The 20,530-nt window shown below is 44.0% G+C and carries 15 protein-coding genes and 2 pseudogenes; 4 read left to right on the top strand and 13 right to left on the bottom strand.

The window, feature by feature from the left end; all coding sequences use genetic code 11:
- A pseudogene (locus QUA80_RS07620) lies at positions 1 to 180 on the top strand (IS1634 family transposase); the annotation flags it as partial.
- 442 nt (positions 181 to 622) lie between these two features.
- On the opposite strand, the pseudogene QUA80_RS07615 reads toward QUA80_RS07620, so the two are convergent.
- The 7 genes and pseudogenes from QUA80_RS07615 to QUA80_RS07585 form a co-directional block, all read right to left on the bottom strand.
- A pseudogene (locus QUA80_RS07615) lies at positions 623 to 877 on the bottom strand (IS701 family transposase); the annotation flags it as partial.
- A 189-nt stretch (positions 878 to 1,066) separates the two neighbouring features.
- On the bottom strand, positions 1,067 to 2,566 hold the full coding sequence (locus QUA80_RS07610; RefSeq protein WP_333422894.1) for a response regulator: 1,500 nt from the start codon (positions 2,564 to 2,566) through the stop codon (positions 1,067 to 1,069).
- 9 nt (positions 2,567 to 2,575) lie between these two features.
- The gene (locus QUA80_RS07605; protein ID WP_333422893.1) at positions 2,576 to 8,653 is read right to left on the bottom strand and encodes an AAA family ATPase; all 6,078 of its coding nucleotides are present in this window, start codon (positions 8,651 to 8,653) and stop codon (positions 2,576 to 2,578) included.
- Between the two features lie 612 nt (positions 8,654 to 9,265).
- Positions 9,266 to 9,547: a hypothetical protein gene (locus QUA80_RS07600; RefSeq protein ID WP_333422892.1), complete on the bottom strand. Its 282-nt coding sequence runs from the start codon at positions 9,545 to 9,547 to the stop codon at positions 9,266 to 9,268.
- A 34-nt stretch (positions 9,548 to 9,581) separates the two neighbouring features.
- Complete coding sequence (locus QUA80_RS07595; protein WP_333422891.1) at positions 9,582 to 10,043, bottom strand: transposase; 462 nt, start codon at positions 10,041 to 10,043, stop codon at positions 9,582 to 9,584.
- Entirely contained in the window at positions 10,044 to 10,376 is a 333-nt protein-coding gene (locus QUA80_RS07590; RefSeq protein ID WP_333422890.1) for a transposase, read from the bottom strand.
- A gap of 24 nt (positions 10,377 to 10,400) precedes the next feature.
- On the bottom strand, positions 10,401 to 10,739 hold the full coding sequence (locus tag QUA80_RS07585) for a hypothetical protein (protein WP_333422889.1): 339 nt from the start codon (positions 10,737 to 10,739) through the stop codon (positions 10,401 to 10,403).
- A 182-nt stretch (positions 10,740 to 10,921) separates the two neighbouring features.
- Here QUA80_RS07585 and QUA80_RS33725 point away from each other — a divergent pair, with 182 nt between their 5' ends.
- Positions 10,922 to 11,164, top strand: a complete 243-nt coding sequence (locus QUA80_RS33725) for a DUF72 domain-containing protein (protein ID WP_445302215.1) — start codon at positions 10,922 to 10,924, stop codon at positions 11,162 to 11,164.
- A gap of 178 nt (positions 11,165 to 11,342) precedes the next feature.
- Here the strand turns inward: QUA80_RS33725 and QUA80_RS07580 are convergent, their stop codons facing one another.
- The 3 genes from QUA80_RS07580 to QUA80_RS07570 form a co-directional block, all read right to left on the bottom strand.
- Positions 11,343 to 11,825: an Hsp20/alpha crystallin family protein gene (locus QUA80_RS07580; protein WP_333422888.1), complete on the bottom strand. Its 483-nt coding sequence runs from the start codon at positions 11,823 to 11,825 to the stop codon at positions 11,343 to 11,345.
- Positions 11,826 to 11,926: 101 nt separating this feature from the next.
- Entirely contained in the window at positions 11,927 to 12,223 is a 297-nt protein-coding gene (locus tag QUA80_RS07575) for a hypothetical protein (protein WP_333422887.1), read from the bottom strand.
- 1,399 nt (positions 12,224 to 13,622) lie between these two features.
- Positions 13,623 to 14,624 (bottom strand): hypothetical protein, encoded by a 1,002-nt coding sequence (locus QUA80_RS07570; protein ID WP_333422886.1) that lies wholly within the window; start codon positions 14,622 to 14,624, stop codon positions 13,623 to 13,625.
- 159 nt (positions 14,625 to 14,783) lie between these two features.
- On the opposite strand from QUA80_RS07570, the gene QUA80_RS07565 reads away from it, so the two are divergent.
- Complete coding sequence (locus QUA80_RS07565) at positions 14,784 to 15,980, top strand: CapA family protein (protein WP_333422884.1); 1,197 nt, start codon at positions 14,784 to 14,786, stop codon at positions 15,978 to 15,980.
- Positions 15,981 to 16,301: 321 nt separating this feature from the next.
- On the opposite strand, the gene QUA80_RS07560 is transcribed toward QUA80_RS07565, so the two are convergent.
- On the bottom strand, positions 16,302 to 17,837 hold the full coding sequence (locus QUA80_RS07560) for an NAD(P)/FAD-dependent oxidoreductase (protein WP_333422883.1): 1,536 nt from the start codon (positions 17,835 to 17,837) through the stop codon (positions 16,302 to 16,304).
- Positions 17,838 to 18,109: 272 nt separating this feature from the next.
- Positions 18,110 to 18,871, bottom strand: a complete 762-nt coding sequence (locus tag QUA80_RS07555; RefSeq protein ID WP_333422880.1) for a cobalt-precorrin-6A reductase — start codon at positions 18,869 to 18,871, stop codon at positions 18,110 to 18,112.
- Positions 18,872 to 19,081: 210 nt separating this feature from the next.
- Here QUA80_RS07555 and QUA80_RS07550 point away from each other — a divergent pair, with 210 nt between their 5' ends.
- Positions 19,082 to 19,900, top strand: a complete 819-nt coding sequence (locus QUA80_RS07550; RefSeq protein ID WP_333422879.1) for a tetratricopeptide repeat protein — start codon at positions 19,082 to 19,084, stop codon at positions 19,898 to 19,900.
- Between the two features lie 210 nt (positions 19,901 to 20,110).
- On the opposite strand, the gene QUA80_RS07545 is transcribed toward QUA80_RS07550, so the two are convergent.
- Positions 20,111 to 20,347, bottom strand: coding sequence for a hypothetical protein (locus QUA80_RS07545; protein ID WP_333422877.1), 237 nt, complete (start codon positions 20,345 to 20,347; stop codon positions 20,111 to 20,113).
- Positions 20,348 to 20,530: the final 183 nt, after the last annotated feature.

The following is a 20,530-nucleotide window of genomic DNA, read 5'->3' as shown; positions in this document are numbered from 1 at the left end:
AAAAATCAGTTGGGCAAAGGAACCAATCGACCTACTTTGCGCTGGATATTCCAAAGTTTTCAATCGATTCATGCCGTTTGTATTCAAGGAATTCAGCAAGTTTCTAATTTGACATCAGAACGGTTAGCCATCTTAAATTTGTTTCCCGTCACCTGTCGGTCTTATTATTTTTTGTTATGAAATGAAGTCGATTATTGATTGGTAAAACTGACTTACATTTAAATAATTGTTGATTCAGCACTGATGTATTATTGTCATAATGCGGGCGATATATCCTGGGAATTAATAGTTATTAATAGTCTGATTTTTGACTTTTAATGGGTTAAGAAGATTGAATTAATGCCCTCATGTCAATTTTTAGGAATTCCTAACTGAGTGATGCGAGCGTTGCACAGATTTTTGGGTGTTTTTACTCACTATTATCTCGGATGATTCACTTTTACCCCCTCAATTCGCGTATGTGCCAGTTGGGGGTGCGGAATGTGGGTTTTATCACAACACCAGCACTTTTTACTTGTGAGATTGTTTTGTCGCTAAGCCGAAATTTTTGAGGCGGGCCGATCGTGCAAAAAGCTTTGCCTGTAAAGGTTCGGGGGCGCTTGTCGCCCCCTGAAAACGTATAATCTAACCTCTGGCTTCTCAGTTGCTGAGCTGACCTTGGAGATTTACTCAAAAAATGGTGCAACGATTGCTAATTAGGTAATCCTACTATTTCTGCTATTGCTGGTAATGTTTTGCGCTTGAGATCGGATATCATCCCGATATGCAGATGCTTAAAAGCCTCAAAACTTCTCACATCTGAAAACAGATTTCTGCAGGCGGCGCAATATTCATCGATCGAATTTATGGTAGGTCGAGCTGGGCGTGGCCGATCCATAAGCTGTACTTGAGTTTTAGCTGTTTTATCTAATTATACTTTCATCATAGTGACAGAAGAGCGCTAGGATGACGGTCGTAGGTGAGGAAACTTGAAAAGCAGCGGTCACAGAACTTCTGTTAAGCTTGCTAGATTGGGGAGTAGTTTAAAAAATCAATCCAAGGGATTCACTAACTTTTTTGCAGAACATCAAGCTGACAGCGACAAGGCAGGAGAATCCTGCCGAATCGGAATCTGAATAGTAAACTCTGTTCCCCTACCTGGTGCAGAAATACACCCCAAGCTTCCCCGGTGTTTTTCCACTACAATTTGCCAGCTAATTGACAACCCAATTCCTGTGCCCTTACCGGGGGGTTTTGTCGTAAAAAACGGGTTAAATACGTGGCGGCGAACCTCTTCCGAGATCCCTGGCCCATTGTCCACAATTCGGACTGCTACGCAATTGTTGCTTGTTACTTCTGTGCTAATCCGAATCACGCTAGGATTCGCTTTAATTTCTTCTAGCGATCTCTGCGTGTTCCACTCGTCAATAGCATCGATCGCATTTGCAAGTACATTCATAAATACCTGATTCATTTCTCCCCCATAACAGTCCACTTCAGGCAGGTTTGGGCAATAGTCCCGCACCACTTCAATCGAGGGGCGGTCTGAGTTAAATTTTAGCCGGCTCTGTAAAATCATCAGCGTGCTGTCCATCCCTTCGTGAAGGTTGACCGATCTCATTTCATATCCTTCTTGCCGTGCGAAGAGGCGCAAAGATAAAACGATTTCGCGGATGCGATCGGCTCCTAAGTACATCGATTTGAACATTTTAGGCAAGTCGTCTTTGAGATAATTTAGCTCGCTTGCCACGATTTCTGCTTGTATATCTGGAGCCGGATTAGGATAGTGCTTTTCGTAGAGGTCAAGGATAGCGACCAAAGTTTTTGAATATTCCAGAGCATAGGAAAGATTTCCATAAATAAAATTAATTGGATTATTGATTTCATGGGCGACGCCAGCTACGAGCTGGCCTAGCCCAGACATTTTTTCGCTCTGAATGAGCTGGCTTTGCACCTGCTTGAGTTCGTGCAGGGAATTTTCGAGCTGTAGGGCTTTGTGCCGCTCTCGCGCTTCCGATGCTTGCAAAGCTGCTTCTGCAAGCTTGCGTTCAGCAGCCTCCTGCTTGAGGCGTTCATTCGTTTGGGAAAGTGCAGCGGTGCGCTGTTCTACTCGCCTCTCTAGCTCTTGTGCCAAAACTTGTAGGTCGGCTTGCGCTCGCTCGCGCTCGACAATTTGCGCCTGAAGCTTTTTAGTTAGATTTCGCAGATTCAGGTGCGTGATAGCACGAGCTAAAACTTCTTCGTGTTGCAGGGGCTTAGTGATATAATCAACTCCCCCCACATTAAAGCCTTTAACTTTGCTTGCTGTATCGTCCAGCGCGGTCATAAAAATGACTGGGATATCTTTAGTTAAGTCATTGGCTTTCAGATTTTGACAGGTTTTAAATCCGTCCATTTCTGGCATCAGAACATCCAACAAAATTAAATCCGGCTGGCAATATTGCACTTTTTTGAGAGCGCTAGAGCCACTGCGAGCTACCCAAACAGTGAAGCCAGATCCGCTCAAAAAATCCAATACTGAACCCAGATTAGTGGGCGTATCATCCACAATTAAAATGGTTCCTCTGTCTAAAGATTCGCTAGTCATTTTTAGTCCTCATCTAAACTGTTGAACAAATTCAACTAATTTGTCTTCTTCAAAGTTTCTGGTTAATTCAATCAACTGATTGGCAAAAGGTGCATAACGGATATCTATTGCCTTCAGCTTGCTGGCTCGCTGCTCAATACTGAGAAGTTCACCTTTCATGGCTAAATCGAACAGGACTGCAACTTCTTCCGAAGGGGGAGCAATCAGTTGTTGGTCTTGGATTTGGGAAGGGGGATGGGTGAAGATACCTTCTGAACTGAAAGTTGTTCGCTCATCATAAACCCATTCTAAACCTAAATGGTGGCCCAAGCATTCTAATAACTTTTCTGCCCGAATTGGTTTGAGGAGAAAAGCATTGCAACCCGCCTGGAAAATGCTTTGGGGATCGCCGGATAAAATGCTAGCAGAAGTTCCGATCGCAATTACATCCTTCAAGGCAGAGATTTTTCTGATCCGCCTCACCGCTTCAAAGCCGTCCATGACTGGCATTACTAAGTCAATTATAATACAGTCCGGTTGAAATAACAGCGCTTTATTCACGCAGTCTTGACCGTCCGTTGCCTCCATTAATTCAAACCCAATAGGACCTAAAAGATTAACGAGGACAGAGCGATTTTCCCAGCGATCGTCAACTACTAAAATTTTCCGCCGCTCGCCTGAGAAACTCCTGATAATTTTTTCAGGTTCTTTTTGGTCCCCTTCCCAGCTTTCGGTAATAGGCAACTCTAACTCAAACCAGAAAATACTGCCTTTACCTAAAGAACTTTGTACTTTCAGTTCGCCGCCCATCATCTCCACTAATTGGCGACTAATTGGCAGCCCTAATCCTGTTCCCTCGATCTGCTGGCTAACTGAACCGCTGACTTGCTCGAAGGGCAAAAATATTTTTGAGAGTTCGTCCGGCGCGATGCCAATGCCTGTATCTTCTACTTGGAAAATAAATTTTGCTGTTGGGGATTGGCGATTGGCGATTGGTGACGACAAAGATTGCTGAGTCTCCAGTCTGTCTACTTTAAAACTAACGCCTCCTTTTTCGGTGAATTTTATGGCATTACCGAGTAAGTTGATGAGAACTTGCCGCAACCTTTTTTCATCGGCTTGGACGCAAGTGGGAAGTGGAATTAGCGGTTCGTAAATCAAAGAGATTCCCTTCTGTTGGGCGCGAATCTGACAGATTTCAGTAATGCCTTGAAGAAACTCTGACAGGTGAAACTCGGTGAGGTAGAGTTCCATTTTTCCTGCTTCGATTTTGGAGAGGTCTAGAACGTCATTGATCAGAGTTAGGAGGTGTTCGCCACACTGATGAATGATGTTAATACCAGAATTTTGCTGACTGGTTAAATCTGTGTCTCGTTTGAGGATTTGGGTATAACCTAAAATGCCGTTGAGCGGTGTGCGGAGTTCGTGGCTCATGTTGGCGAGAAATTGGCTCTTGGCGCGGTTTGCGGCTTCGGCCGCTTGCTCGGCTCGCTGTCTCTCTTGAATTTCTACTTCTAGGTGCGTATTTTTGGCTTTTAATTCCTCGGTTCGCTCTTCTACTTTGACTTCTAAAGTATGATAGAGGTTGGCATTCTCTAAGGCGATCGCAGCTTGTCCCGATAGCATCCGCAACACTTCTACCCGCTTCGGCGTGAAAGCGCCAGCAATCAAGTTGTTTTCTAGGTACAGGATGGCACATAACTTACCTTGAGATAAGATAGGCGCACACAAAATAGATTTTGGCTTGTGTTGGGTAATGTAGGGGTCGGCGTTAAAGATATCATCGAGGCCCGAATCATTTAAAACGACATTTTTCTGAGTTCTGGTGACGTAATTAAGTACCGAGATAGGCACTTGCCCAGAAGTTGATACTGGTAAAGATTCTAGCACTCGGACTCGATCTTTAGTCCCCGCCGCTTCTATAACAAGTTGACCCTCTTTTGAGAAAATAAGCGCTCCTGTTTCAGCACCTGCGTTTTCTATCAAAATTTTCATTAACTTGATCAGCAAGTTAGGTAGAACAATTTCGCTAGAAATGACAATAGATGCTTTCATTACAGTTGCCAAGTCTAGCAACTCTGTTTGACCGCCTGTCACGGTCAAAGGAGGAATAGTCATCGTAGGATCGAAAGGGGTTTCGGTGAGCACAGAGGCTCGCGCTATTAATTGCGGGTATTTTTCTTCTAGATGTTTAACTTTAGCTAAAGTTCCCCAGCGCATATAGGTATAATAAGCATCGGTCATGTAGGTGCGGGCAATCTTTTCTTTACCCCATGAAAAATAGAATTTAGCAGCGAGTTCGTGAGCTAGTGCTTCTTCGTTGATGTACTCGTTTTCTTTGGCAAGAGCGATCGCTTTGTCGTACATCTCGATCGCTTCTACTTTTTCGCCTAAAACACGATGCTTTTCTGCCTCTACTAAATAGAATTTATGCAGGTGATTCATTGGGGCGTGATGGGCCCATTTTTGCAATTTTTCTTGATTAGCTTGTACTCGGTTAAGAATGTCCTGTTGCTCGGACTGTGAAGTTTCAGAATACACAGCTAGCCGTACTAGAGAATCGTATAAATAGAAGATAACAACAGTTAGCTGCCCTGTAGATGCTCCAAAAGAACTTTCTACTTGAGGGATATTTTTTAAGGCTTCCTGGTAGTTTTCAAACACGTAACAAAGCACAAGTTTGTGCAAGTATAAGTAATGAATTGCCAGTTGATTGTTCGTTTCCTGGTGTAGAGGCAGCATTTTTTCTTCATCGTATGCTTCCCCCTTTAACTGGCATATATTTTGGCTCCTTCCCATCATGTTTAAGACGGCTTGCCAACTAATTTTTGTATTGTTAAGCGCTGTTTCTTGGCTGATTTTATGAATGGCATCTGTGTAAGTTGCTATCTCTCGTTCGAGTTGCATTAGTTGCTTGCCAACAAAAAACGAGTAATGACTCCACACCATGACGGCATAGCCAGCATATTCTAAGTCTCCAGTTTCCAGCCCGCTAGAGAAAGCTGACAGGAAAGGTTCTAAGGTATTCCGGACGTGTTCTTTCCAATGTTGAACGGCTGCATAAACCAAGTGGCAAGTCTTGACTTCGATTTCTTTGGCATTTAACTTTGACACTAGACGTAAAGCTAATTGGCCGAACTCATAGCCGCGCTCAATATCTCCTACCGCCCCGCAAAGAAGAAGACTGTATACCGCATATGCAAAGGGAGACACAGAAGCATTGCCGTATTGAACGGATAAATCGATTTGTTTGCACACTGTTAAAGGCACCAGTGCCGGCATTCCAGAATAGCAAGCAGAAAATATACTTGATAAAATCCCGATCGCTGCTAATTGATAACGATCGGTCATTTCAGGGAGTTCGATTAAGTCCTCAATTCGGGTGTCGCTCAAAATTGCCGCAGTTTCCCCCAGCGCCTGCCCAATATCAGATGGGTTTGGCGAGTCGGGAAACTCTACCTCCAACTGCTTTAAGACTTGCAGCCCCGTATTCAATGCTTCCAGCAACTTGTTCTGCGCCATATAAGCTTGAATCTGGACTTTGTACACTTTTACTATGTCCAATAGCGTTTTGGCGCAGTTTTGTACTATCTCAACAAATCTCTGCATTCCATCAAAATCACCACTCAAATATGCTGACTCTGCTGCTTCCTCATGCAGCTTTAATGTCAGTTCATACCGATTCTCCCAGCTATCTACCGCTAGCAGAGATAAACCCACTTGCAAATATTTGACGGCGGAATCGTGGGCTGTAGCAGCTTTCGCTTTCTGACCGGCAATCAGATTCAATTGGGCTAGTTCATATTTTTGGGATTCAGCGGTAAGTAAGTCAGTACCGTAATTTAGCTGGTTAACTAAAGCGAAAATATTTTCTTTTCGGTCTTCGGGCGTTGTACTTTGCAGCAGCAGTTGACCGATTTTTAAGTGGGTCTCTTTTTTCCGATAGTCTGGAATCAAAGAATAGGCAGCTTGCTGCACTCTGTCATGTAAAAACTTGTAGTCAACCTTCACATCAGTTAAGGTAAAACCGCCCGATTCTTCCTGACTAAATACGAGAGGAATTTTGTATTCATTGCTCAAAGGTAAAATCAACCCAGCTTGAAGTGCTGCCCACAATTGCGCTGCCGTGACTAAGGATGATTCCTGATTGACAATCGCCAAAACTTCTAAGTTAAAAGTGTTGCCAATACAAGCAGCTAATTTTAATACTTTTTGTGTATCTTCTGGCAATTTGCGTATGTTTCTAGCAATCAGTTCGACAACGTTGTAATCGGTGATGCCGATCGCTTGAATTTGCTCGATATTCCATTGCCAACCCCCCTTTGTCCCCCCTTGGTAAGGGGGGATTAGGGGGGTGAAGTTATAAGTCAACAAATCTTCTTGATAGAGGGTTTTGAGGAGTTGACTTAAGAAGAAAGGATTGCCCTGCGTTTTATTAAAAAGTAGAGACGCTAAATTTCGCGTCTTTACAGACAGGGATTCCGAACCGCCAGATTCATTTAAAGTATCCGCAATTAATTCTTCGACATCAACTAGGTGTAATGGTTGAAGGACAATATCATTCACCGTCGCACCTGTTTGGCGAATCTTGTCAATTGTTTTAATCGTCGGATGAGTGGGAAAAACTTCGTTATCTCGATATGCCCCAATCAACAATAAATACTTGCTATCAGAATCAGTTATTAGCAATTCAATTAATTTCAACGATGCTGAATCCGCCCACTGCAAGTCATCGAGAAAGATAACTAAGGGATGGTCAATAGTCGTAAATACGCCTATGAATTGTTTAAAGACGCGACTGAAACGGTTTTGCGATTCTGTTGCCCCTAGTTCTGCTACGGGTGGCTGTTTGCCAATAATTAATTCAACGTCAGGGATCACATCAATGATGACTTGTCCGTTATCGCCTAAAGCGGATAACAGTTTTTCTTTCCAAGTTTGGATTTCTGCTTCGCCTTCGGTTAGAAGTTGCTGAGTTAAGGATTGGAATGCTTGAATCAGGGAAGCATAAGGAATATTGCGCTTGAACTGGTCAAATTTCCCCGCAATAAAATATCCTCGCTGCCGCACAATGGGTTTGTGAACTTCATTGACCAACACTGTTTTGCCTATCCCGGAATAACCGGAAACCAGCATTAATTCGGTGGTACCACTGGCAACGCAATCGAAAGTTTCTAGAATTTTTTCAATTTCTCGGTCGCGACCGTAGAGCTTTTGCGGTATATTTAATTGCCCTGCTTTATCCGCACTTCCAACAACAAAGTTGGAAATATATCCGCTAGCCTGTAGCTCGATCGACCAAGTTTCTAAGTCAAATTTTAGTCCCTCAGCGCTTTGGTAGCGGTCTTCAGCATTTTTAGCTAATAGCTTCATCGCAATCGCTGAAATTTGTGGGGGGATTTCAGGATTTAGCTGGTGAGGGGGAATGGGAGTTTTGGCAATATGGCTGTGTACCAATTCCAGCGGGTCTGTGGAATTAAAGGGCAACTCGCCTGTGAGCATTTCATAGAAGGTAACGCCTAGTGAATAAAAATCAGTGCGGTAGTCAATTGACCGATTCATCCGGCCAGTTTGTTCTGGCGACATATAGGCGAGTGTGCCTTCGAGCAAATCTGGATGCCTGAGGGTCGAATTTTCTCGCTCCAGGCGCGAAGCGATGCTGAAATCAATAATTTGAACTTTTTCAGTGGCTGGGTTGATGATAATATTTTGTGGCTTTACATCTTTATGAATAATCTTATTTTTATGGATTTCTGCTAAGGCAGAGACAAGCTGGATGCCCAAAGACAGAAATTGAATGATTGTGAGTTTTTTACCCTTAATCCAATCGTTGAGAGACTCGGAGCCTGAATCTTCTAATATCAGTGCTAAACCGTTTTTATAGCTTTCTAAACTAATTGCTTTGACAATCGTTTCTACGTTCAAGCTGTGCAGGATTTGATATTCGTGCCGCAAGCGGGTGATGTCAGAAAGAGTGGGATACTCAGCCTTTAGCGTTTTGACGATCGCGCTGGAAAAGTCCGAAATCCTCCGAGCGCGATCGACTGAAGTTCTGATCCCGCTGTGGAGGGTTTCAACGAATTGATAGCCAGTTAAGTTGATAGTCATTATTATTCTACCGATCGCAAGGAAATTGAGCGTGAGGTTAAGGCCGATTTGAAAACTTAATTATTATCGGAGCTGATTGTAACACAGTAATTTAGTCAACAAAAGTGAGCTCATGTTTCGCTTCTGGCAATTGTGCCCTGATAAGATTGTATTGTTAACCGTGATCCCTCAATGCGCGTTTTGGGTCTTTGTTGGGGGCTTAGTCGGCTGCACTTTCAAGTGGGGTGTCGAGCGAGTGTTTCCCGTTGCTGAAAATTATCGTTGTCAACCATCACCTCAAACCGAATCATCGATCCATCCGCAAGCCGAACAATCCCAATTAACAGGCGGCGTTTCATATTGGGGATAAGTCATACCATTTTTCTAAAATCGTGCAACACTCTTCGACTCCCCCTAGCCCATTGGTGACAAGTTAAGACTTAATTGCATTTGTCAATCAGTAATATTACTCACAAAAACTGCTGTTTTAGGAGTGGAAAATTTACGATTTGAGAGGGAGTAGGTATAAGTATCACCCTCGGCACGATCGCACGATCGCCTAAATCTCAGTTTTGAGCCCAAAATCCGAGTAAATATCGAGCATAATTGCTGATTGACAAATGCTTTTTTAGCTTAACTTGTTACCAATGCCCTCGCCCCCCCGCTGCATTGCGGGGGGAACAAGAATACTGTTATTTCCTTTAAAATTGGTATCATTTCACACCGGGGACACCGATCGGTAAACACGGGGTGGGTATCCAGCAGCTCTAACTGCTGCAAGGCCTGTCCGCCGCTGCCGGGCGCAGCAGGATAAGTTCGCCCCTTCAGATTCCTACAGTTCATCGGGTTCAGCGTTAGGGTTTTGTTGAAAGTCCGGGCAAGTGTCGGCGTCTGAACCTGTGGAATGGACGGCACAGGTAAGCTTACTCCGCCTTAGAAGCGCGAAGCTTTAGCCGCAGAACTGAGATATCGGAAACAAAGGCATTTGCCCCTGCAATTGACAACTCAGTCCCGGACTTTCGGGACTGCTTACAAACGAAGCCCCCAAAGCAGCAATATTCAAAGCAGCATTTAAATCAACATCATGTTCAAACCCACAATGTCCACACTTAAAAACCTTACCATTCCGATAGGATTTACCCTTGATTGGGTGAATATGTCCGCATCGGGAACAGGTTTGACTTGTGTAGGCGGGTGGAACAAATACAAGTAATACACCAGCAATATTCGCTTTGTACCCCACAAACAACAGCAATTGGTAAAACGCCCAATTATTAGTCCTACGGCGTTCTGTTTTGCTTCTAGGCTTCTCGTTGAGATTATCTCTAATCCCCGTCAAATCCTCAAAAGCCAACACTGCACCCAGTTGTTTTGCACTACTGATAAGTTGCCTAGAAATATTGTGATTCAACTACTTCTGAAAACGATGTTCTTTGCCAAAAAGCCTTCTCATCAGGCGACGAGCCGAACGAGTGCGTTTCCTTTGAATATTCGCTCTGACCTTACTGTAACGGTCACGAACCGATTGAATCTGCTTGCCCTTCCAAGTTTCACTTGTGGAAGTGGTAGCTATATCTCGCCTGCCCAAATCCACCCCAATTACTTTTGGGTTTTTACCAGTGGGTTCAGTGGGCAGATCAACACAGATATTGATGTAGTAGTCGCGCCTTCTCGTTTTGTTGAGTGTAGCCGCAGTTGGAGATTGCCCTTTAAGCAATGCCAATTGATAGTTACCAATACTCAACTTGAACTTAACTCGACCACACATCTAGGTAACGCCAACAGTTTGCAACTCTTCAATGTATTGAAAAGTCCGCACATCCAAGCTAATCGATGTTGGTTTGAACCGATGGATCTGCTTAACAGATTCGGCGTTACCAATCACGCGACGAATTGCTTGACATACATGGTTTGCCTTCAAACCCGTAGCCTCGCGCACAGGCTTATAAACCTTGTGGTGAAGCTTGGTTGTATTCCAGCAATCCTCGCTTTTTGCTACCTCCAATATCTGATGACAAGCATCGGCAAATCTCTGCAAAGTGCGGTCAATTTCACACCGCAACTCGACAGTAACTGGCAGCTTACATTTAACAGATATTGTCTGCATTAGATTGAGTTAATTGCTCATCCCATTATATCATGTAAAGCCGCCGTAGAACGGCGGGGTTTCAGACCCAGAGGACTTGATGAATATGGACGAGTCTCGCTCGCACCTAGTTTGGGCGATCGTACAGAATAATTTACCTCCGTTGAAAATAACAGTACAACAGATTTTACAGGAGTTGCTAGATACGCGAGTTCAGCACTATCAAACCTTCGCGTTCCTGGCAGCAGCGTTTTTCCCAAGGATTTTTCATGACCGTAAAAGCGCCCCGCAGTTCAATGCACTCCAAGCATCTTTATTCGCCACAAAAAAAGGTGGAACGCATCAGCGAGGGACTTTCAATGCTCCTGGGTTCGCGATTGGGTATTCTGGTCGCGAAGTGCACATCGACTGCATTTGCTATAAGCCGACCTCGTAAGCATTACTGAAATCACAGCGGGTTCAGGACAGTTGTAGGTGGTTTTTCGCTCGGCTTTCCCAAACAAAGAATACCGAGAGCAATGGTAGCTCCCGGTATGAGTTTTTCCAGTTCCGTTGTTGTTAAGTCAATCCAATCAGGCTCGATGAAAGGAAATTTTGCCTCACTCGATTAAGCCCAGCCGATCGTTATTGGTTAGCCTGTTCCAAAGCGGGATTCGCTGGAGTTCCAGCAATTTCGGCCAAATTAATCTTGACGACTTTATTGCGAGCTTCTTGTACCTTCGGCAGCGTTAGCGTTAGAATGCCATCTTTACATTCAGCTTGCACGGAGTCATTTTGAATTTGTGCGGGCAAGGTCAGCACCCGGTGGAATTTGCCGTAGCGGAATTCCGAGCGGACGCAGCCGGGTTTTTCGTCTGTGTTTTCGTAGCGGCGTTCGCCAGAGATGGAAATTGCTTCGCGGGTGACTTGAACGTCAACGTCTTTGGGGTCAATTCCAGGCAGTTGCGCTTTTAATACGAAGTTGTCCCCAGCATCAACCAATTCCAGAGCGGGCATCCAAGCGGCTTCTGAGTTATCTTTCGTTGTTGCCAGTTGGTCAAAAACTTTATCGAGTTGCTGACGGATGGTTTCAATTTCAGTGAAGGGTTGCCAAGAACGCATTAACATAATCTGTCACCTCAAAGATGGTAAAGCTTTATAAGAAAAGTTTGGGTTGAAGCTCGTTGCTTACAGTTATTATGATGCCGTTTTCTAAGTGGGAGGAACAGTCAGGAGAACCCTACTGGGTTGGTCGTATTTGCCACAATAAACGCGAAATAATCAGCAGTAATTGGCATTGAAGAAAACCGTACAAAACTATTCCTAGAAACCGAAAAGGCTGTGTCAACGCCATGATGAGCCTGCCGAGCGAACCCTACTGGCGCGTGAGCGTCGCCGGAAGTATTGTCGGTGTTGCCAACCGTACCAAAAATGCGGTGCGGGTGATGTGCAGCAGGCGCCCTCTGACGTGATTTGTAGGCGTGAGCGACTTTCCTACAGCCATCGCTGTATGAGGGCTCTGGCATAATCCCACTCTTAAAAACGCTCACGCCCAATATGCACTTGCCACTCCGCGACCCGCTCAGAATTCGCTACCATCCCGTATATGACAACTGCTGTTGTTAACCCTCTTTTATCACTTCGGGGAGAGGATAAGACTAGGCAGCAACCAAATTGGTAACTAGTTGATGCTTAAAAAGAGTCCGAAAATCATTCATATAATAGATTAATCTGCACACCCTCACAGACCACGTATCTTAAAGACCTCTACCCAAGGGTTAATTAAGCAAGCAAAAATGTACGGTTGAATAATTAATCTTAAATTATTCAGCGCACTCTTCCAAATCCTAGCATTGTCCCACCGAGGGTGTTCTTGAAATTGGATAATTGACAGAGATGAAGGAGCCAATTTATTGGTTGAATCCTGAGCTGACTCATCATCAGCGAAATAGTGAGCGTGAATACTTACTAATAAATAATCACTGAAAAAAAGTGGCCACCATCGTTCAATCTTCGGATAATCTGTGAGGCGATAATCAGTCCACCCTAACTCGTTCTTAACTTGCTTGAAGCCATACTCAATCCTATTTTTTAAACTATAAAGTTGAGCAACTACGTGAAAGAAAGAGAAAAACTCAGCCTGCCACGGGATTTGATGTTGCTTGTAAGTGGAAAAAAAACTATGGGGCATGGCAGGTTGATGAAGCGTGGTTTATTCTCACAGATTTAGGGTGATTGCGGACCGCGATTCCCTACGGGATAGCTTCGCTTCATTATGCTTACAAGCAACGGATGGGCATTGAAGAAATGTTTCCTTGATTAGAAAATAGGAGGCTACGATCTGGAAGGAAATAGCTTAAAATGTAACCGACTGATTGAGATAATTTTGCTCGTGACACTAGCCTACAGTTAGGCAATATTTGAAGGCACTGAACAGAGTAAAAAACAGGTAAAAAAATCTGTATGTTTGCGTCAAGAACCTAAAAAAATATGTCGAATTCTGAGTAGATTTTGTGTTGACTTAGATGGATAAAAATGGGTAAATTATATCGAAAAATATTCTGATTAGGTGGAACAGTTAATCAAGTTAACTCGAAATAAACGCCGCTTTTATCAACAAGGTATGCAGGCTGCAACCCTGATTCGGTCTATCTCAATAGCCTCTTTATCACCCCCCAAGATGCCCAGTTGCGATTGTCATAAATAATATCGTTTCCGGTAGCATCGGAATGATACTGAGGACAAGGCGCAGCGCCCTGTCCCTAACCCGATTAATTGTAGGAACACTCTTGCATTCGCGGTATCCTGACTGTGGGTAATATTAATTCCGATGCGCTAGCATAGTTGATATAAATTGCTCGAATATACCTATATTCAGTCTAAGAAAACAAATATTTATGTTGCATGAAAATTGTGTTATCTAGCCTAGTTGTGCGGAACAATCTGCTGTTTAAATTCAAACAAATTAGGATTTGTAGGGTCATAAAACGCCCGCAACCAATGCACGTTTGGAGAACCAAAAGTTTCAACTCTAGTAAAATTTTTCATTCTCGGTAGTTGAGTCTCATCGGTAAAATGGGGTAAAGGTTTATCGATGCGGAAATAGTGAGTATCGCCGTGGACGAATACAACCTGCCCTGGGAAATTGCCTGTTTCTGTTTCCAAAGTTGCGATAAAATCGTTGTATCCGCTTCTTCTTTTGTCCGTCGGATCGAGTTCAAATCCCGGATTTGCCTGTGCAACTAACACAATTCCTTTGCTGTTGCTGCGTTTGGCTAAAGCAAAACATTCTTCGATCCAGGCTAAGTTAGCTGAATTGCGATCGGCATATTCTCGATCTGCTTCGGGAGTGCGCCCAAAATTGTTGTTGCTTCCCGGCATATTAATCGCGAAAAACACAACTCCATGATAAACCCAGCGGACATTTTCGCGGTATTTAGCAAACTGCGGGTTTTCGCTTTGACGGGTGAGAGTTAAGGTGCGTTTCCCCAAACTTTGACTGCCATGGTTGAAAATTTCCTGCAGTTTAGCGAGTCTTTCTACTGGATCGTAACCGCCGTTATTTGAACGGTGGCAATCCGTCCATTCATTATCGCCGTAAACTAGAATAAATGGGATTTCAAAATTGTTAAATAACTGCTTGCGGCTGATAAAAGTTGCATCATCGCAGAGACTAGAACCGTTTTTAATGTCGCCGTCGTGGACTACAAACGCTGCGGGCGATCGATTGATATCTGCCATCAAATTCGGAAATTGTGCTTCCTGTTCGGCACTGTAGGGCAAATCGCCAATCAAGGCAAATTCAAAAGGTCGTGAAGCGAAGCTATCCCGAAGGGAATCGCCCGAAGTTTGAGCGTAAGTGAAAACACCAAAACCTGTAATTAATACAAAAACAATAAAGGCGAGAATTAGATAGTTTTTTTTCATATCTTTAGTCGCAACTAATTTAGTTATGATGACTTGCGTAGAACCAAGTAAAAATAGATGCTGCGATTGCTTCACTACCGTTCGCAATGACAGACTTATGTTATTAACTTAAGTCCCGGTCATGATACCATATAAGCCGACAAATCGCTTTTATAAATTATGAAGTTTCGTCTGCTGTTTTCACTAATTGCCATGCTTTCGATCGCAGGCTGCAATATCCAAACCCCAAAAACCAACACACAGCCTGCAGAAAGTCGATCGCCAATTGCAGCCCCTGTTCCCGCCAAACCAAAGTCTGAGATTAAAGAAGCAAAACTAATTGCTGTCGGCGACATCATGATGCACAGTACCCAAACGCGATCGGGCTACGACGCCAAAAAGAAAACATACAATTTTGACAGTTTCTTCGCACCAGTTAAAAGTATCCTATCAACAGGCGATTGGGTCATCGGAAATCTCGAAACACCTTTAGCGGGGGAAGACGCGGGCGGATATACGGGATATCCGCTATTTAACGCACCGCCTCAATTAGCGGATGCGGCTAAAAAAGCCGGATTTAATATCTTGACAACCGCGAACAATCATGCTTTAGACCGTGGAGAAAAAGGGGTAATTAGGACGATCGCCAATCTGAGCGATCGTAAAATTGCTTACACAGGAACAGCCCGATCGGCAGCGGAGGCTTCACGAATTTTAATCAGCACCAAAAACAACATTTCACTAGCCATGCTAGCTTATACCTACGGCACAAACGGCATTCCCATACCCAAAGGCAAAGATTACTTAGTTTCCCTAATCGACCAAAAAAAGATAATCAAAGACATTGCCAAAGCCCGCAAACAAGGAGCAGATATTATCGCAATTTCCCTGCATTTTGGCAATGAATATGAGCGACAGCCAAACAGCGAACAAAAACAATTAGTAGAAAACCTATTAAAAGCTGGTGCAGACATCATTCTCGGCAGCCATCCCCACGTCGTCCAACCTTACAAAATTTTTAACTTTCCCGGCAAAAATGGGAAAACCCGCAAAGCTGTAGCAATTTATTCAATGGGAAACTTCATTTCCGGTCAGCAGAAAAATTATACAGACCTAGGCGTAATTTTGCAAGTAAATATTCGCAAAACCTTTCCAGAAAAAACTACAGAAATTACCAGCATCAAAACCATTCCGACTTGGGTACACCGCTATACTCAGAACAATAAAACGAACTATCGCGTTTTGCCATTAGAAACAACTATCAGCCAGAAAAAAGATACACTGCTAGCAACTTCACAGTATCCTGTTTTAAAAACATACCTGCAAAAAATGAACAATCATCTTAACTCTTTGAATAGTCAGAAAAAATCAAAGTAATTTGGCATTGAGAATTGGGAATTGGGCATTGGTGATTGGAATTGGAGGCAGAGCCGAGCGATTTGTATCCCCAGGCAGTGCCCATTGCTAAGGTAACAGTTTAAGCTAGGGAAGCATTTGTCAATCAGCAATTATGCTCAGAATTTACTCAAGTTTTTGGTAAAAAACTTATATTTGGGCGATCGAACAATCAGGTCGAATCTTCAGCAAAAAAATTTATCCAAGCTTGGATATCCTTTCCAATCAGTGCGAAATGGGCAGCAAAGATCTGAGCAGCATAATAGCGCGCATCAATTGATCCCTCGTAAGCTTTACAAGCAATCATGTATCCAACGGAAGAGGGTGTAGTGGAGTAGAGCGACTTTTCTGTTTTTGATTATATTCTTCCCATACGCCAAGATAATCTGATGGTTGATATCTGCCGAATATCTCAGCGAAAATGTTAGGCAATTTTCGATAAGGAGAAACACCCAGATCTTTAAGCATGATGTCAATATATTGTTGAAAGCGAGTGTTGACTGCACAGCCTCGCGAAGGTTTAAAGTGCATATTTGCGCGTTTCCACTGGCGGATATATTCAATACTTTTTTCCATATTTTCGCTGGAAGGTAACTCAAGTTCACCGCGCAAGTAAGCACACAGCCATTGTGCAGCGATCTCGACTGCTGGCACGTGCAGAAATCCATGATTGAACCCGGCAAAGGCAATGCCAGGAATGCGAGGATGAAGCAAGTGGCGATATAACTGCACGCCATCGGGTTCGGTTTCCAACATTTTTCGATATTTATCAGGCAAAAATGGAAAAATCGGCGTTTGCGAACCCAAAGATAAAACGACTAAATCGCATGGAATCTCGCCACCATTTTTCAACTTTACTGCTTCTGGCGAAAAACCAGATAATTCTGCACGGTGGGGCGAGATTTTTCCTTCTGCAATAAACGGATAGTAATCCTCAGGCGCAAGCCCTGTGGCTGAACCTAAATCAGCCAATAGTTTGTGGTCTGGTTGTACAGCTTTGATGCGACCCTGGGCAGCTTGGCTTTTTCCAGAAACATTTCGCTGAACTTGAAAGCGGAAGATGGATGCAACCAAATCCCAAAAACCGGAAACAATGAAGCCAAGGCGATTGTGCAGGAAACGTTCAATGGCGGTTGGATATGCCCAACTTGGGACCATCACTGTTCCAAAACGGCTGAATAATGCGTAGGTACAATGTACGCCCAAAATCCATTCTGGCACATGCCAGCGCGGTGTACGAAATACATGATTTACTTGCGCGCCTTGTTTTGCTGCCAAAGTCGCCATGTCTAAGGCGCTCTTTCCGAAGCCAACGATTACAACTCGTTGATTATCGAATATATCAAGCGTGTGGACATCCCGTTCAGTGATGATTTTCCCGCCGAAATCTTCGATACCTGGTAATGCAGGTTGATACTTTCTTTCTGTAAAGAGTCCAACTGAGATAACAACGTATCCAAATAATTCTTCGTGAACCCCCTCCTGGTTTTTATATCTTAATAGCCAGCCCTCTTCTGTTTCTTTTAGTTCGATAACTTCATGATTTAACCGCACATCAAGCTTTAGATGGTTGACCGCTTGCCCCCAATAATTCAGGATTTGTTCTCTCGTGGGATGTAAATCAGGCGTGAATGGCCAAGGAAAATCTGATAAATGATACTGTTCCCTGATATTTTGCAGGTGTATGTTTGCGTATGTAACTGCCCATACTCCGCCTATCTTTTCGGATTTCTCAAAAACAACTGCTTGGAAGCCATTTTTCTTGAGAATTTGGGCTGTCGTAATTCCTGATATTCCCGCGCCAATAATGGCAATTGGCATACCGTTTTTGTATTGCATATATTTGAGTCTCCTGATTGGGTAGGGTTATTAGAGTAATTCTCCTGACGGAGTGACAAAAAACTGGCAAGCCTTGCACTCAGAAGGGTTTAAATTGATTGCTCTCAAAAAGACAGAGGCGTTGTCACCCCGTCAGATCCGCGACCTTAACCCCAACTGCTGATAGTAGCTTAGTTGGTTATAGACGCTTGGGGGAGAGGAATCTTTGCAGTCTGGCTGCTACAACCTCAGTTGAGGCGAGCTGGCACAGTCCGATCGCCCCAAGGATGTAACTAATAACTCATAACTAATAACTGATTAATTAACCAAGCGATCGCTTGGTTAACATTATCAACTTGCTCAACATCGGGAATCGGCGGTCGCTGCACCATCACCACCGGAATTCCGAGTTCCCTAGCCGCAACAACTTTAGCATAAGTAGCACCGCCGCCGCTGTTTTTGCTAACAATTGTATCAATCTGATATTCTAATAGTAGTTGCCGCTCGTCTTCTAATGAAAAAGGCCCCCTTGCTAATAACAATTTGCCGTTAGGAACAGGAGTATTTAGTGCCGGAGGATCGATCGCCCGCATCAAAAACCAAATAGCATCCAAACCAGCAAACGCAGCCAATTCCTGCCTGCCAATGGTGAGAAACACCCGCTGAGACTGCCCTAATAAAGCTTTTGCAGCCTCCGAGTGGCTGGCAACTTCAATCCAGCGATCGCCCTCCACCCTCTCCCAAGCTGGACGCACCAGCATCAAATAGGGCACATTGCATTCAGCAGCAGCAACAGCAGCATTGGCAGAAATCTGAGCCGCAAACGGATGAGTAGCATCAATTAACAAGTCGATCGGGCGATCGAGCAAAAACTCTGCCAGCCCAGCCGCCCCACCAAACCCTCCAATTCGCACCGTACCCGTTTTGGGGGTAAAAGGCTGCTGAGTGCGTCCTGCTAGCGAAGATATCACCTCGATTTGAGCGATTTGAGACGCTCTTGCCGCCAGTTCAGCAGCATCCCCCGTTCCGCCCAAAATTAGCAAGCGTTTTTTCATAAAAGTAGTCCTAACATATCGAACTAATACCTAAAATTTTGGTTAATAATGTCTTTAAGGATCGTCAATTAAATAATTTCCCTTTTTTCTTGTGGGATGGGCGTCCCGCCCGCCCAAAAAGGACGGGCGGGACGCCCATCCCACAACAAACAGGAAAAGTGGATTTTATTTAATTCTCATTCCTAAATAAAGTTTCAACTGCCAACAAAGATGATTCGTTCACTTTTCACATTTTTTACAGTATTAATTGTAACCGGGTTAGTGTGGTTGGGAAATATCGCGCCCGCTGCAGCACAAGTACAACCAACAGATATGGCCGATCCCCAACAGGAATTGGGAGAACTCGTTCAAAAAGCTTTTGAAGCTACAAATGAAGGCAAATTTCCCGCCGCTGAAACTTTTTGGACTCAAATCATTGAAAAATTTCCCTCACAAGCCCCCGCTTGGAGCAACCGAGGCAATTCTAGAGTCAGCCAAAACAAACTGCAAGCCGCTATTTCCGACTACGAAAAAGCGATCGAACTAGCACCCGACGCCCCCGATCCTTACCTAAACCGCGGCACCGCCCTAGAAGGTTTAGGACGCTGGGAAGAAGCGATCGCCGACTACAATCACGTGCTAGAATTAGACCCCAAAGATCCAGCCGCATACAACAACCGAGGCAACGCCGAAGCAGGTTTAGGAAAATGGGAACAAGCAATTGCCGACTACAGTAAAGCCTTTGAATTAGCCCCCGAATACGCCTTTGCCCGCGCCAACCACGCCCTCGCACTTTATCAAAACGGGCAAACCAAAGAAGCAATTCGCAACATGAAAAACATCGTCCGCAGATACCCCCAATTTGCCGACATGAGAGCCGCCCTCAGCGCATGTCTTTGGGAAGCAGGAAAGCGGGGCGAAGCAGAGAGCAATTGGGTAGCAGCAGTCGGCCTCGATTCACGCTACAAAGACCTCGATTGGGTTGCCCGTACCAGGCGCTGGCCGCCAGTTGCAGTGAGTGCATTAGACAAATTCTTGCACTTGCAATAATCTCACAACGCCAATGAAAACTTGCGAGCATCCCGATGATTGTGGGGTATAATTCCTAAAAGGGATGCTCCAAAGAATTGCTAAATGTCATCGGAAGATAGGAGTAAATAAACTATTCTAGCGCAATTCTAACTCTTCTTCCTTGTTTTTATTTCCTCAATATTCATCCGTTCAATCCCGTACACTGCTCGTTGCCAAACTTCTTTCTTCTCAAAACTCGTATTCAACTTCTCCGGCAACAATCCTATCTGTCACCAATATTCTGTAAAGTTGCAGTTCTTCAACAGTAACTTTTCCGTCAGCCCAAATCGCTCTCTTGATGTCTTCCATTTCTTGTTTAGATATCTTGCCGTCAGCGACAGCTCGCTCGATTTGGACTTGGAGCTTTTCTAGTTGCCGAGTTTCTTCCAGCGTAGGTTGTTTATCACTCGGTCGCGAAACTAACATAGTTGCATTCTCCTACAACTTGACCTCTACTCTGTACTAGGCCGCCGCAGCAGATATTGTCAACTCAAAGATGCAAAAATTGACAAATAAATGTAACAAAACTACATTTACTTGTCAATAGGATAAGGTGCCAAATTATTTAACAAATTTACATTTGTTGGTCAATAATATCCGGTTCGCCAG

The sequence above is a fragment of the Microcoleus sp. F4-D5 genome, from assembly GCF_036704885.1.
Taxonomy (GTDB): Bacteria; Cyanobacteriota; Cyanobacteriia; order Cyanobacteriales; family Microcoleaceae; genus Microcoleus.
The sequence above is the reverse complement of the archived record's forward strand: the minus strand, read 5'-3'. Positions and strand labels throughout refer to the sequence as shown.